Below are 13,077 nucleotides of genomic sequence, written 5' to 3'. Positions count from 1 at the left end.
AAGATAGAGTGGACTTCGACTAGTGCTGCTGATGAAGCTCACCGCTTTATGTCGTGACGTTGAGAATCTCTTCCCCATCGAATTTTCTGGCAACGGCAAGCGCTCTTCCTCTGGACCAGATGGAAGATCTTCCCTGCGCTTTGTCTCTGCCAACAATCCCAGTCGCCATCGGATTTACGAGATAGCGAATCTTCTCTCTACACGATGATGCCCTGATCGGTCCATCGCGAAACCAGACCCTCTCCTGCGTCGAACCGCGCATCGATCCTTTCCACTCAGCAAAATTGCAGGAGGGAACCAGTATCAATTCGCAACCGGCTGCATCCAGTCTCTCGATTTCGCTTTGAAAGAACATATCGTAACAAATCGCTATACCTATTATGCCAATCTTCGTATGAACCACATTATCGACCGGCTCTCCTCTGGAAAACAACACGGAGCTCTCGGCTTTGGTAAGATTGTGCTTCAAGGCTCTTGTCAACAACTTTCCCTCAGGATTGAATAAGTAGGCCATGTTATAGAGCCTTCCATCCCTAATGAATCTCCCTCTCTCAGATTCTTCATCGATTATGGGAAGCAATATCGACGGGGCAAGAAGATAAGTTTCGAACTCCCTGGCAATGGTACTGAAAACTCCGTGATAGTAGGCTTCTATCCCAAGGGCATCTCTTAGAAAAGCCTTCTTCAAAGGATTAAGAGAGAACCCCATATTCTTAATTGCATACTTTGCAAGAGTCTTTGTTGTCGTCTCCTCGAAGCTGAGTTTCCTGAAGGAAGGGTATAGAAATGTTGCAAAAAACTCCGGGAAGGCAATGATATGGTTACTCCCCTTCCACAGAAGTGAAGTCTCACTCGCATAGTCTCTCATCTTTCTGCGAAATGTCTCTTCGCCATAAGACTCCTGATCGAACCAGACCTGTATTGCAGTAAGATCGGTGTCTTTCATGACGCAAGCTTAACAATAATCAATATTAGACCGACAACCAATAAGATCGGCAGGAAGACAACAAAAAGACCTGCTATGGCAAATATCACTATCATTATCACTCCTACGCCGGCTACTACAATAATCAACGCAGGGAAGAACCTAATTGCAAGATATAGCAGGAACAATGCACCGACAATGGCTAGAAAAGTGCTCAATAGATCACCTCCGTTCACTGGTCATTGACAGTATAACGCATGGACTATATAATTCTCTAGGCAATGAAGCTTGCCTTGGAGAACAGTCTTCCAGAACCGCTTTTTTGGCTGATAGTTTCTGCGATTATCATCCTCTCTATCGTTATCCTGTCACTATTCGACAGAATCAATCTACCCGGTTTGATCGGCCTTGTTATGCTTGGAGTGATTCTTGGTCTTAGCCTTCTCAATACTATCGATTCGACTCTTCTGTCTATCTCGGCAGAGGTCAGACTTCTGGCACTGATAGTTATTCTCATGCGAGCCGGACTTGGATTGAATCGAAGAGTCATTAAGAAGACCTGCCCTGTGTTCTTCGTCTTGATCCTTTCAGTCTGTCTCTCTTATATCTGTTGACATAGTAGAAGCCTGAGTTTCATTCCGGGTCTTTTTGAGAGCTTTTCAATAATGATCTTGTCTCACTTTCTGCTGAATTTGAGTCTACTTCAGGGCGGGATGCTTAGATTCATAATAGCAGCGGTTTCACCTGCGGTAGTTGTTCCTGAGATGTTCAAACTTAAGGAGAAGAACTTCGGAAAGAGAAACGAGATACCTTCGACAATTCTTGCCGCCGCTTCTATAGACGATGTTGTGGCCATCACTCTCTTTAAGTCTTTCTGGGGGTCGAGAGCGGTCAGGACATCAGTACAGGATGGTCCCTGCTTATGGTACCGGTGGAGATCATTCTCGGTATCTTTCTGGGAGCGTTAATCGGGTTTCTTTTCAGCCTCCTTTTCAGGAAGTTCCACACTAGAGATACAATGAAGGTTCTTCTGATGCTTTCGGTTGCATTCATTTTCCACAAAGTGGAAAACTTCTTGCCGGTGGCGACTTTGCTGGAAGTGATGGCAATCGGCTTTATCCTCCGAGAGAAGCTCCCAGACGCCGCCGATCGAATATCTGGAAAGATGGAGAGAATATGGGTGGTCGCCGAGCTCTTCCTCTTCGTGCTTGTGGGTGCCAGTGTGAACATAAACGCGGTAAGGGACTCGTGGTTAATGAACTTGCTATAATAGTCTTGGAGCACACATTTAGAAGAGCAGGTGTCTTGGCGGCAACCATCGGTCAAGACTAGATCTACGTGAAAGACTATTCTGTATGATTTCATATTTACCCAAAACAACTGTTCAGGCAGCAGTAGGGGCAATATCCCTGGCAATGGGGGTTGCTTACGGAGATGTGATACTCTCGGTTTCGTTTCTATCAATCCTTACAACGGCCCCTCTTGGCGCCATTGGCATAAGACTCGCTGCAAGAAGATTCTCGAAGAACACCTGAGAGAGTCGACTACGTCTTTCTTCGAGTCTCTTCATCAAGTTATGAAAATGTGAAGTCTGTTTTCGATCCGGAGAAATCGTCGATTACTTTTAACCCCGTTTCATTTCAAACCAAAAAGCAAATTGAAGCGGGGTACTCCAGTTTTCTTTTTTTGTGCCGCGTCTTTCTGCCGGAGTGATTCTTGATTGAAGAAAAGATTTACCCGCAATTCTTTTCGGTAATAGGGAGTGCTCAAAGCTCACAGTGGGCCTTAAGTTTCCCTATGTGAATTTCCAAAGGTATATTCAGATTTACCGAGCGGAACTATCTTCTGAAACTACCCTGTTCTTCCAGTTGACAACAACAATACCGGCCGAAACCAATATGAGGGCAAACGCCATGTACGAATTGAGGGCCTCTCCCGGAATGAAGGCTGCGGATAAAAATACTCCGGCAACCGGAATCACAAATCGGAACATAGTTATCTCGCCGGCTTTATGGAGGCTGAGAACCGCGTACCACAAGGAAAAAGCCACTGCTGAAAGAAGCATCGAGTAAAGGAGCAGAAGATTTCCTTTGAAAGTAAAACGGAGTGAATCCCCTCTTAACCCAGGAAGGCCAGCGACCAGAAGAAGAAAGCCGCCTATCGAAAGCTGCCATCCAGATACCAGAAAGGGAGAGCGATTCGCCGACATCCATTTGGCGTACATAGTGCCAAGAGCGCCGATGGTTGCGGCAATCAACATAAATCCATCGCCTTTGAAAACGAAGCTCAGAGTGAATCCCGCCTCGAAATTCGCGAGAAAGACCCCGGCAAAACCCAAAAACATGCCCAGTGTCTTTCTCCAGCTAAGGCGGTCATTCTTGTATATGTAGTGAGCAAGAAGGATCACGAGGAAGTTCTCCCCCGCCATTATTATCGAAGACTTCATTCCCGTTGTATGACTGAGCCCATTATAGAAGAAGAAGTACAGAAGAAAAGTCTGCAATACTCCAAGTGCAAACAAATGCATGTAGTCCTTCTTAACGAACTTCACTCTTCCCTTTCTACCCAAAGGTATCGAAAGTAGAAGCACCATAATACCGGCTCCCAAAAACCTGATTCCGGCAAAGACAAGCTTAGCTGAAACATCATCCGGGGAAATTGCCATCTCCTCGTAACCGAGTTTAAGAACGGGAAAAGCGCTTCCCCAGAGAACCGAACAAAATACCGCGACCAAAGCCGCGATCCATTTCTTCTTCAAAATATCCATGAAATAAGTCTACACTAAAACCGGCAGACAAGTAGTTCTTTCCATTTGACGGCATTTTACTTTTACCGGAGCGCATAGACAAGCAAACTTGTTCTTTTTTTGTGGTCGAAGGGGGCCCCACCTACTTGTAAGCTTGATAATGGGGGATATTCTGTGCGGCTTCACGCTTAAGAACGAAGGCCCGTTTCCCGAGAAGATGAATCGAGAAAGGGCATTGTTGAGATGCTCGCTTCGCTCACGAGAAGACTCCAATTGACACGTCAACCGTTGAATGTACGCCGTTCTCCGACCGGAAAAAGGCCGAGACAGATTGATGAATTATTTGTTGAAAGAACATGCTGCCGCACAACCATCTAGATTGGTCGATATCTTCACCGAATACCTTAATGAATTTGAAAAGCTTTTTACCTAAAATATCAGTTCATTAGGAGGGCGAACAGCCGTTTGCCCCTACAAAAGAATTGTCTAATCGTTTGACATTGCCATCTCGTAGAGCCTGCCCATAAATCCTCTCACTTTGTTATCCCATGATGTGCCTGCACGAGATCTGGTTTTTTACCCTCCTGCCGAAGGCAGCAATGCGTCCGCCGATGTTCTTTCGGCGCCTTGCGTCTTATTTCAACAGGGACCGGCTCTTCTCACGTCCTCTCGTGAGCGCAACGAACTCTCGAAAATGCTCTTTCTCGTCAGATAAAATAAACAAAAGATACCCTGGAGAAGCATTTCATTTTCTTTGAGCTCTGTAACCTATGGTATTGTCAGGAGTTTCCTGTTAAGTCATCAAAATACTGAGAACTCTAAGCTGGAAGATAGACATCTCGGCCTTCCTGAGAAGAAGTTGAGATAGGGCATCCGGTCTGTCGGTTATTATCGAAGCAACTCCCATTGATGAGTATCGACTCATTGCATCCGTGTTGTTCACTGTCCAAACATGGACATCTCTCCCCATTGATCTTGCTCTCTGTATGAATCTATCATTCAAGATTGTAGTGGACACACTGTAGAAGTCCACATCTACCGACCAAACGAGGCTGGTCAGATACCCTACAACAAGTCCAATAGGTATCTCTGGAGCAAGCTCTCTGACAGCGGTCAATCTTTCATTACTTGTTTACGTGATCACCACCCTGCTCTCAAAGCCCATCTCCTTGACTAACTCTATCGCTGCTCTGGAGATCTCTGGAGAGTAACCATAATCCATAAGTTCAATGTTCAATTTCACACTTGGAGGAATCCCGGTCATGCATTGAATAACTTCTGCCAGTGTTGGAATTCTCTCTCCGGCAAACTCGATTGAAAAGCGACTGCCTATGTCAAATTCGGCTATCTCAGCGTAGGTAAGGTTATGGAATCGTTCTCCGACACTTGCCACCTTTGATAGCGACCTATCATGATTTAGAACAAGCACTCCGTCACGTGTCATCTGTACATCGATTTCGATTGTGTCTGCACCATCCTCAATTGCGATTCTAACCGCGCTAAGCGAATTCTCAGGCGCTTTGAATGAACTTCCTCTGTGAGCGGTGACCAAAGGCAGTTCAATCTCGGAAACAACTAGAAAACGACCCAAGTATCCGAAGAAGACTCCCTGAATGACTAGAATGATTAGTAGAGGGAGTAGCCAGGGCCTTCGAGTCACAACAGGTCTATCAGTAACAGCATCCTTTCCTAGCAATGTTTGAGAATCAAGGGCTTCTCCTTCTTTTATCGCATAGAAGAGCCTGGTTGTCAAAATAGAATAAAAGATAGATATCCCTATAGAGACAGCCATAGTAGTCATTGTCTCAGCTGAAGCGAAAATGGAAAGCTTCAGGATATTCATCGATGTGGGATCATAGCTCGATCGGATAACGAAATCTCTCGTGATCCTAAAGACGAAGGAATTACCGATTATCAGCAGCAGAGAGGGAGTCCAGAATGCCAACGTGCTTAGCAACACCTTCTTTCTGTTGCCGTTTACCAGACTTGTGCTTGCCCTGAGAGCACCGGCAAATGTCTTTCGATCCAGAGCGGCGTAGTGAATCGCGAAAATCCAGGAGACAAAAAGTCTGATCATTATCATCAGTGATATTATCGCTGCAATCCAACCAAACGGTCTAGTAACTACAGATGGGTACATTCGACAGGGAGCTCTCTCGAAAACGCTCTCTGCAATACGGGAAGAATCCTCAATGCAGGCAAAATGCACAACAGGAAGATCCCCGCTTTAAATGAAGCTAATCCAAGAAGTCTGGGAAGAATCCTTAGAATCCTCGCAAGCACAGATCTTACTCTATCCTCTCGTTCTTTGAGTGTGGCAGCCGAAAACTTCACTAATCCGCTCTGTTCAAATGAAAAACCAAGCAGCCAGAAGAAAGCCACCGTTAAGACGATGACTATTCCAGGAAAACTCTCTGCAAGACTCAAAAAACTCCAGTCAAAAACCATTTTCCGCCGGTGAAAGAGAACAGAGAGCCAAGCAAAAGGGCAATTAGAGGTACTGTCAATGAAGAGAAGGCAACCTTCATAAGAACCATGAAAGTCACAGACTTCGAAGGCATTTTCAGAAAAACATGATACATCATCTTTGCCCCTATCTTCGCAATGAGAACAACCTCCCACAAACGCATCTCTCTTATAATATCAAAATCACCAAACGTCAGGACTGTCAGGACCGACCAATTTGCCAAACGTTGTATTTTGATATGCGTAACTATGAAGAAGTTCAATGTATAATCCTTCAAATGTTTGCTTTGGATGACAGCTAAAATAAGAGTACAATGTCATTGATGTCGATTACGATAATTTCAAGTCAGTTTGGCTATTGATTCGAATAGGGGTTTTTCAGTACGATAGATTGAATAACTGTTCTTAATTGATTCTTGATGGGGAAGTCATGCCTTATTAAAGAGTGGTGATGCTGAAGTGGATAGCACTGTTCTCAAAACCGTTGTAACAAAAGTGAAAGACGGCATGTCAGCAATAACCGTTACTCCAGTGAGACTTATTTCAAGACTCGAGCCCGGTAAGGAGTATCCTTCACCTGGATCTTTTATTCTTCGATCAGTAGAGAGTGCCGGGGAGGTAATTGAAAGTGGGGATGTAATAGTCATCACTTCAAAGATCGTTTCAATTCTGGAAGGAAGATGTTATGAGCTAAGTCAAATAAGGCCCTCGCTACGTGCGAGACTGCTTGGGAAGCTCTTTGGAAAGCAATCCTCGAAAGTAGAATTGATTCTCAGAGAAGGGAGAATATCAGCTGTGTTCCCTTACAAGTCTGTGTTAAAGAACAAGGTAATCAGAAAGAGAATGCAGGAGGTATCAGTTGATCAAAGCAAGAGTGAGAAGGTTATTGACAGCTTTAGAAACGTGTTCATGATAAGGAAATATGGTGTCTATCTTGATGAAGCCGGAATAGATGCGTCCAATCTTCCGAAAGGATGGGTATCTCTCCTCCCAAAAGATCCGTGTGAGAGTGCAGAGAAGATCCGTCAAGAAATCGAACTGCTTACAGGTAAGAAAGCAGCAGTAATCATTACGGACACCATAGCATCGGTTGGGAAGACCGGTTCACTTGATGTCTCTATTGGTTTCTCTGGAATTGATCCTTTATCTAGAGAACATGCAAGAACTGATCTGTTCGGGAAGCCAAAGTCCGGTGGTATGGACATTGTTGTCGACTCCATTGCTGCTTTTGCAGGTACAGCTATGGGTGGCTTTGATGAGTGTTCGCCCATATGCATTGTTCGAGGTCTTAATTATAGATACACTGAAATCAAGTATGACTTTGATTCAATCACATATCCTGCAAGTGTCACAATCAAGTCCTTTATCAAAATGATCATTCCGAACTTGATACTATTGTTAGCGCTGCTAATATCTGTCCCGTTTGCAAGAAACAATCAAACCTAGTCATATGTAGAATGACAGACTTTTCGAGAGAGCGGTCCGGCAGACAAAATGTTATTTGTCGCTTATTCATCGATTTGCTCCATTCAAATGACCTAAGATAGACGGCTCCAGTGAAAGATCTAGTTAGCTTTCGATAATTAGTATTACTTGCAGTATAATAATAATAATGCGCACGCAAATGATTCAATATACGTACTACTTTGGAAGCTTTGCCAACTTATTGTAAGAGACCGTAAGTTTGGAATATTGTTGTCTGGGTGAATGATTTGAAGAAGAGAGAACATGGAGCGATAAGCGTTGTGCAGGCCAGAAGAAGAGAAAAGGCCTACATGCATTTGACTTCAATAGCTACGGTAGTCGGTTTGCTTTCGGTCAGTCTTATTATTATAGCAAATCAAATGTCGGATAATGTTCTTCAGAACCCTGAGTCCGTAAGACTAGTCTTCGTCATGGGAGTTGCATTGGCTCCAGTTTCATTCGTAATTTACATCTTTGCTCATATCGCTGCAATAGTTGCCCAAAGAAGGGGATGGAATTTCGTCGTTGGGTTTCTTTCTTCACTCCAAACCATTATCTCTCTTATCTTTGCCAGAGACATTCTTCTCATTGACTCTTCCTCAAGACTAAGCCATCAGACGCCTAATTGGTCGTCGTATGTACTGTGGTCTATTCTTATAGCGTCTCTTCTGCTAACTTTGACTCTCGGCATTTACTCAAGGAAGAGTGTATGAGTCGGTAATCTCTCCAAATATGAGTGAATGGTATGAGTTATCACCATAGAAAGTACTGGCAATACTTCCATTAAGGGCTAGCGGTGTTAGTGCTTCTTTCGATATGACACGACATTCCAGCACCTTGTCTGCCTCACCTACCACTACAATCGATGGTGAAATTCCCTCTTGAGGGGTTAAGCCTGTCTCTTTGAATTTGTCGAAGTATTTTCCACTTCTTGTTCCGCAGAAATTAAGTGCCTCTTGCCACTTCGCCGACATGAAGTTAACCGAAAAGCCGTCACTGCTCCTGAAGAAATTATGAGTGAATCTGCTTGGCCTGATCATGGTAATAAATACAGGACGATTCCACGTGTATCCCAAGAAGCCCCAGGCAACTGTCATCAAGTTAGTTTCTACTCCGTCTGTCACACCTATTAGCACCCTTCCTGATTTAAGATACTCCAGTAGCTCGGTCGAGTATTCCGGAAAACTGAATTCAGTCATGCTGACCTCCTATTACAAAAACGACGTGGGGATCCCCCTGTCGTTAAATCCTCTTCAGTTGATTCGCGATCTCTGTGTAGTCAGGCTCAACTCTAGGATCATCTGAGACCCACGTGTAAGCGATCTTGCCATCTCTGTTCACAATGAATACAGCTCTCTTAGAGACAACTAGTCCCTTCACGCCCGAAAAGTCCTGGTGTACTCCTCCGTATTTCCTAGATACCTCCCCTGCGACGTCAGACAGAAGTTGGAAGGAAAGGGAATTCTGCTCCTTAAAGGCTTTGTTGGCAAAGGGACTATCCATACTTATTCCAAGAATCACAGCATTCATACTCTCGAAGTTGGCCAGCGAGTCTCTGAATGTGCAAAGCTCTTTCTGACATACACTTGTAAATGCTCCCGGATAGAAAACAAGAACTACTTTCTTGCCTAGATATTCATTGAGTTTATACTCCTTAAGATCCGAACCGAAAAGCGAGAAGTCTTCTGCCTTTTCTCCCTTAAGCAACATTCTATATACCTCCTAATAACCGTCTATAATTGTCATATTAATTCTAGCAGATGATAAGCATGATACATAGAAGAAACACCATGCATCCTCCGTCGACATTGACAACCTGGCCGTATTTGCCATCCGGCTCAGACTGAGCGGCCCCGCGGCACACGGGAGTGCTTGCTTATGGCTGCTTCCTCCCGGACCTGACCAGGTTCGCAAGTTCCCATTGCGCAGGACTCAATCCTCAACACCTTCAAACAAACCGACACCAAACCGGCAAAGCCTCGGAAGGCATTCGGCCCCGCGTATGGCGGATTTCGGGTACAGGGAACCGCCAGCTCCCCGCCTAGCATGGTGTAACTACATTATATATTCTGACTCTACAGCTTTCAAGTGCTCCTTAGTTGTTTAGTCTAGTAAAGTCGATTCCCAGAACGAGTACACTCTTATGAGAATAGGTTCTTCTTGTGCCTGGCAAAATCATTCTTCTAACTCCGGCGGCCTTGAGTCTTGCGAGCACTTCATCGGTAAGATCATTATCTGATGCCATCACCGAATCCTGAAGGTCGTGATCCTCAAAGTCATAATTCATGAGCTCTGTGTAGCTCAATCCACTCTTCAGAAGGGCGCTCTCACCCTCTCTGAAGATGGATAAGTTGTTCGCTCTATTCACTCTAGAACAGAAAAGAGCAAGCTTATCGTCATTCTCAAGATCGTAGTCCTTCATTTTATATGATAGTTCTCTCACGAAGTAATTTCCGAAGCCTGAGTAAGTCTCTTCTGAGAGAGACACCGCTTCGTGCGCAGGAGCAGTGAGTATCATAATATCTCTTTCGCGTGCAGCAAGAATTGCATCACGGTCGAAAACTCCGCCAAAAGCTTCAACCCCGCCCTCGTGAAGCTTCTTGATGGTATCTCCATCAATAGCAAAAGTAGATGCAAACATCGTGTCTGGGCCACCTTCCGAATAACCGTCACGTAGCTTGCCGGCAAAGACCTTCGTTATCTTTCCCTTGTCTAGAAAGACAGAGATATTATCACTGTAGTAATAGAGCTCCATGAATACATTCATGTTCCTCAACTGAGACTTCTTCAGCCCCACAGCAGGATTACCGATCTGAACCTCGTCCAACAGGCCGGGTTCTTTTGAGAGCTTCAGGAGGTATGCCTTCTGAGAGGGATTGTCCCCGTAGAGAAGCTGCATAACGTGCTCCATGACTGTGTAATCATATTTTTCAGAAGCGAAAATCTGAGAGAGCGCCTTATGAATAGACGAATTATAAAGCATCGCCGCATAGATCGCTTTCAGAGCATACCTTCTCCTCTTCAGAAGAAGAACATCGCCACATTCTTCCAGACTCTCTATCACTTCATCATAGTCTGTCGGATCGGAAATGACGACTATATCCCTGTGATTCTTGGCACCTGCCATAAGAAGTGCAGGTCCACTCACATCGATCTCCTTAGAAAGGTTCAACTCATCGGGTGATTTCTTCACTGCAGACTCAAAGGGCTTGAGGTTCAGGATTATTATGTCAAAGGGAAGAATCGAATGTTCCTTCATCTCCGTCATGTGTGAGGGAAGATCCTGGATCGCAAGTATTCCTCCGATTATCCTCGGATGAATCGCCTTAAGCCTTCCGTCAAGTATTGATGGAAACCCTGTGTAGTCTGCAACCTTTATTGCATTGATTCCATGATCTATAAGATATTCCGCGGTGTGATCTGTAGCAACTATCTCCACCCCATTAGAGGCAAGATAGCCCGCGATCTTCTCCACTCCCGACTTGTTGTGAACACTTATAAAGGCACGCTTAATATTCATCAGGCACCTCCCTATGATTAGTTTATCATCAATTTGTACTCCAAAACTTTTCGATTGGTTCGAAGAATCTTATTGAACAAGGCATATACTTTAGTATCACATGCCCTTGGGTCGTGCAAGGATCGCGGGGGTAACGTGACCGAAAAAGAGCAGGTTCAGAAGAGTGGATCTGGGGAAATTGGTTTCGCAAGGCTTCAGATAACAAACAATACGGGATGCTGAAGAATGTAGAAGTGCCCGCAAGGATGCTGCCAACTATTCTTGAGAAAGGCGCTATGTTTGATGGTTCTTCAATTGACGGGTTCGTGAGAATCGAAGAGTCCGACATGTATCTAAGGCCTGATCTATCGACTTTCGCTTTACTTCCATGGGACAACGGCAACTCTAATACGATAAGGCTGATCTGCGACGTGTACAAACCAGATGAAGTTCCATTTGATGGAGATCCAAGGTATATACTGAAAAGGTCATCGAAAGAGCGAGAAAGATGGGATTCGAAGCTTTCGCAGGGCCAGAACCGGAGTTTTTCATTGTTAGAAGGGATAGTTTTTGTGGAAAACCCGTTGGCAAAATGCTTGATATAGGGAGTTATTTCGACTTACTTCCCGTCGATGGAGGCGAAGAAGTTCGAAAACAGATTGTAATGTCGCTACAAGAAATGGAGTTTGAAGTTGAGGCTGCACATCATGAGGTTGCTCCTTCACAACACGAGATTGACTTCAGATACACGGACGTATTGAAGACCGCAGATAATATCCAGACTTTCAAATGGGTGCTAAAGACAATAGCAATAGCCGACGGATTTCATGACACATTAATGCCCAAACCCTTTTCAGGAGTGAACGAATCTGGAATGCACATTCATATGAGACTCCTTTCTGAAGGCAAGAATGCCTTCTTCAGTCCAAGCAGTCCACACGGTCTGAGTACCTTTGCACTGAACTTTGTTGGAGGTCTTATCTTTCATGCAAGAGAAATCACCTCAATAACGAACCCCACAATTAACAGTTATAAGAGGTTGGTGCCTAGTTACGAAGCTCCTGTAAACATTTCCTGGGCTCTGTGCAACAGAAGTGCGATGATCAGAATTCCCAAGACTAGAAAAGAAGGTACCAGGCTGGAATTCAGGAGCCTTGATCCCACATGTAATCACTATCTTGCACTTGCTCTTACACTCGCAGCCGGGCTGGACGGGATTGAAAAAGGTATTGAACCACCAGTCCCAATAGATGAAAACATCTTCAACATGAAGGGATCAAGAAGGAAGGAGCTTATGATAGAAAGCCTTCCGGGCACTCTCTGGCAATTTCTTGAGTTCACAAAAAACAGCGAATTTGTTAGAGACACTCTAGGCAAGCATGTCTTTCATACTTTCATGAGATCTAAAGAAAGCGAATGGAGCGAGTTTTGTGCTTCGGTAACAGACTGGGAAACTAGCAAGTATCTTGAGCTCTACTAGGTGAAGTCTAGCCTCGAACATTGTCGATATCTAAGAAGGAACTCGACAGCTGAATCGGTGAGAAGATGCCTAGAATGCCTGGGTGTCTCGTAAACGCTTGGTCACACTGCTTGCAGGCCAAAGGCTAGACAATTTCTTCGGTTGTCTTTCCGGGTCAGAATGAACCGAAATATATATGAATCAAAGCGATCGGCCAGAGATTTTGAATGCAGAACGGAAGCTACAAAAACGAATAACTGAAAAGAGCTTTAAAGGTAAACAAAACTGGAAACCGGATAACAAAAAAGCCCGGGGATCCCCGGGCTTGTGTTCATAAAGAGTTCAATTGCCACAAGTAGAGCAGCTTCCACCAGAGCAGGATCCGCAGCTTTCGGAACCTGAAGAACAGCCAAAGCTTGAGATGTTGGTTATCTGCTTGGAGAGGCTGCCACCACATTTCTCGCAAGGGGGCACCTGAGAGTCAATCTTCAGAAGAAGGCTCTCTTCATTACCGCAAT

At 44.7% G+C, this 13,077-nt stretch carries 14 protein-coding genes, 1 other RNA gene, 2 pseudogenes and 1 riboswitch; of the genes and pseudogenes, 7 read left to right on the top strand and 10 right to left on the bottom strand.

Annotated elements, in window-relative coordinates; genetic code table 11:
• Nucleotides 1–46: 46 nt before the first annotated feature.
• Together V512_RS09550 and V512_RS09545 are read right to left on the bottom strand one after the other, a co-directional pair.
• Nucleotides 47–946 (bottom strand): carbon-nitrogen hydrolase family protein, encoded by a 900-nt coding sequence (locus V512_RS09550; RefSeq protein ID WP_099830245.1) that lies wholly within the window; start codon nucleotides 944–946, stop codon nucleotides 47–49.
• Nucleotides 943–1,143, bottom strand: a complete 201-nt coding sequence (locus tag V512_RS09545) for a hypothetical protein (protein ID WP_099830244.1) — start codon at nucleotides 1,141–1,143, stop codon at nucleotides 943–945. The genes V512_RS09550 and V512_RS09545 overlap by 4 nt, the downstream gene beginning before the upstream one ends.
• A 50-nt stretch (nucleotides 1,144–1,193) precedes the next feature.
• Nucleotides 1,194–1,271, top strand: a riboswitch (Fluoride riboswitch).
• Here V512_RS09545 and V512_RS15100 point away from each other — a divergent pair.
• From V512_RS15100 to V512_RS15085, 4 genes are all read left to right on the top strand, one after another.
• On the top strand, nucleotides 1,252–1,539 hold the full coding sequence (locus V512_RS15100; RefSeq protein ID WP_308410404.1) for a cation:proton antiporter: 288 nt from the start codon (nucleotides 1,252–1,254) through the stop codon (nucleotides 1,537–1,539). Its footprint overlaps the riboswitch before it by 20 nt.
• Before the next feature lie 99 nt (nucleotides 1,540–1,638).
• Nucleotides 1,639–1,893 carry a hypothetical protein gene (locus tag V512_RS15095; RefSeq protein ID WP_243392363.1) on the top strand — a complete coding sequence of 85 codons (255 nt, stop codon included), beginning with the start codon at nucleotides 1,639–1,641 and terminating at the stop codon, nucleotides 1,891–1,893.
• Nucleotides 1,848–2,195 carry a cation:proton antiporter gene (locus tag V512_RS15090; RefSeq protein ID WP_243392362.1) on the top strand — a complete coding sequence of 116 codons (348 nt, stop codon included), beginning with the start codon at nucleotides 1,848–1,850 and terminating at the stop codon, nucleotides 2,193–2,195. Before V512_RS15095 ends, V512_RS15090 begins: the two co-directional genes overlap by 46 nt.
• Nucleotides 2,196–2,280: 85 nt before the next feature.
• Nucleotides 2,281–2,460, top strand: a complete 180-nt coding sequence (locus V512_RS15085) for a hypothetical protein (protein WP_243392361.1) — start codon at nucleotides 2,281–2,283, stop codon at nucleotides 2,458–2,460.
• A 290-nt stretch (nucleotides 2,461–2,750) separates the two neighbouring features.
• Here the strand turns inward: V512_RS15085 and V512_RS09535 are convergent, their stop codons facing one another.
• From V512_RS09535 to V512_RS09515, 4 genes and pseudogenes are all read right to left on the bottom strand, one after another.
• Complete coding sequence (locus V512_RS09535; protein WP_099830243.1) at nucleotides 2,751–3,692, bottom strand: DMT family transporter; 942 nt, start codon at nucleotides 3,690–3,692, stop codon at nucleotides 2,751–2,753.
• Between the two features lie 772 nt (nucleotides 3,693–4,464).
• Nucleotides 4,465–5,463: pseudogene (locus tag V512_RS15385) on the bottom strand (glycerophosphodiester phosphodiesterase family protein).
• A 332-nt stretch (nucleotides 5,464–5,795) separates the two neighbouring features.
• Nucleotides 5,796–6,098 (bottom strand): hypothetical protein, encoded by a 303-nt coding sequence (locus V512_RS09520; RefSeq protein ID WP_099830240.1) that lies wholly within the window; start codon nucleotides 6,096–6,098, stop codon nucleotides 5,796–5,798.
• Entirely contained in the window at nucleotides 6,095–6,400 is a 306-nt protein-coding gene (locus V512_RS09515) for a hypothetical protein (protein ID WP_099830239.1), read from the bottom strand. The genes V512_RS09520 and V512_RS09515 overlap by 4 nt, the downstream gene beginning before the upstream one ends.
• A 196-nt stretch (nucleotides 6,401–6,596) precedes the next feature.
• Here V512_RS09515 and V512_RS09510 point away from each other — a divergent pair, with 196 nt between their 5' ends.
• Together V512_RS09510 and V512_RS09505 are read left to right on the top strand one after the other, a co-directional pair.
• Nucleotides 6,597–7,583 (top strand): coenzyme F420-0:L-glutamate ligase, encoded by a 987-nt coding sequence (locus V512_RS09510; protein WP_099830238.1) that lies wholly within the window; start codon nucleotides 6,597–6,599, stop codon nucleotides 7,581–7,583.
• A 257-nt stretch (nucleotides 7,584–7,840) separates the two neighbouring features.
• Nucleotides 7,841–8,314: a hypothetical protein gene (locus tag V512_RS09505; protein ID WP_099830237.1), complete on the top strand. Its 474-nt coding sequence runs from the start codon at nucleotides 7,841–7,843 to the stop codon at nucleotides 8,312–8,314.
• On the opposite strand, the gene V512_RS09500 is transcribed toward V512_RS09505, so the two are convergent.
• From V512_RS09500 to V512_RS09485, 4 genes are all read right to left on the bottom strand, one after another.
• A complete protein-coding gene (locus tag V512_RS09500) occupies nucleotides 8,297–8,800 on the bottom strand; it encodes a flavin reductase family protein (RefSeq protein WP_099830236.1) in 504 nt (167 codons plus the stop codon). The genes V512_RS09505 and V512_RS09500 overlap by 18 nt on opposite strands.
• Nucleotides 8,801–8,843: 43 nt before the next feature.
• A complete protein-coding gene (locus V512_RS09495) occupies nucleotides 8,844–9,311 on the bottom strand; it encodes a peroxiredoxin (RefSeq protein ID WP_099830235.1) in 468 nt (155 codons plus the stop codon).
• A 78-nt stretch (nucleotides 9,312–9,389) separates the two neighbouring features.
• Nucleotides 9,390–9,651, bottom strand: an RNA gene (gene ffs, locus V512_RS09490) — signal recognition particle sRNA large type.
• Nucleotides 9,652–9,696: 45 nt separating this feature from the next.
• The gene (locus tag V512_RS09485) at nucleotides 9,697–11,121 is read right to left on the bottom strand and encodes a phosphoribosylaminoimidazolecarboxamide formyltransferase (RefSeq protein ID WP_099830234.1); all 1,425 of its coding nucleotides are present in this window, start codon (nucleotides 11,119–11,121) and stop codon (nucleotides 9,697–9,699) included.
• A 135-nt stretch (nucleotides 11,122–11,256) separates the two neighbouring features.
• On the opposite strand from V512_RS09485, the pseudogene glnA reads away from it, so the two are divergent.
• Nucleotides 11,257–12,580 (top strand): annotated as a pseudogene (glnA, locus tag V512_RS09480) (type I glutamate--ammonia ligase).
• Nucleotides 12,581–13,077: the final 497 nt, after the last annotated feature.

The sequence above is a fragment of the Mesotoga sp. Brook.08.105.5.1 genome (assembly GCF_002752635.1).
In the GTDB taxonomy this organism is placed as follows: Bacteria; Thermotogota; Thermotogae; order Petrotogales; family Kosmotogaceae; genus Mesotoga.
This window is presented reverse-complemented; position numbering and strand designations above follow the sequence as displayed.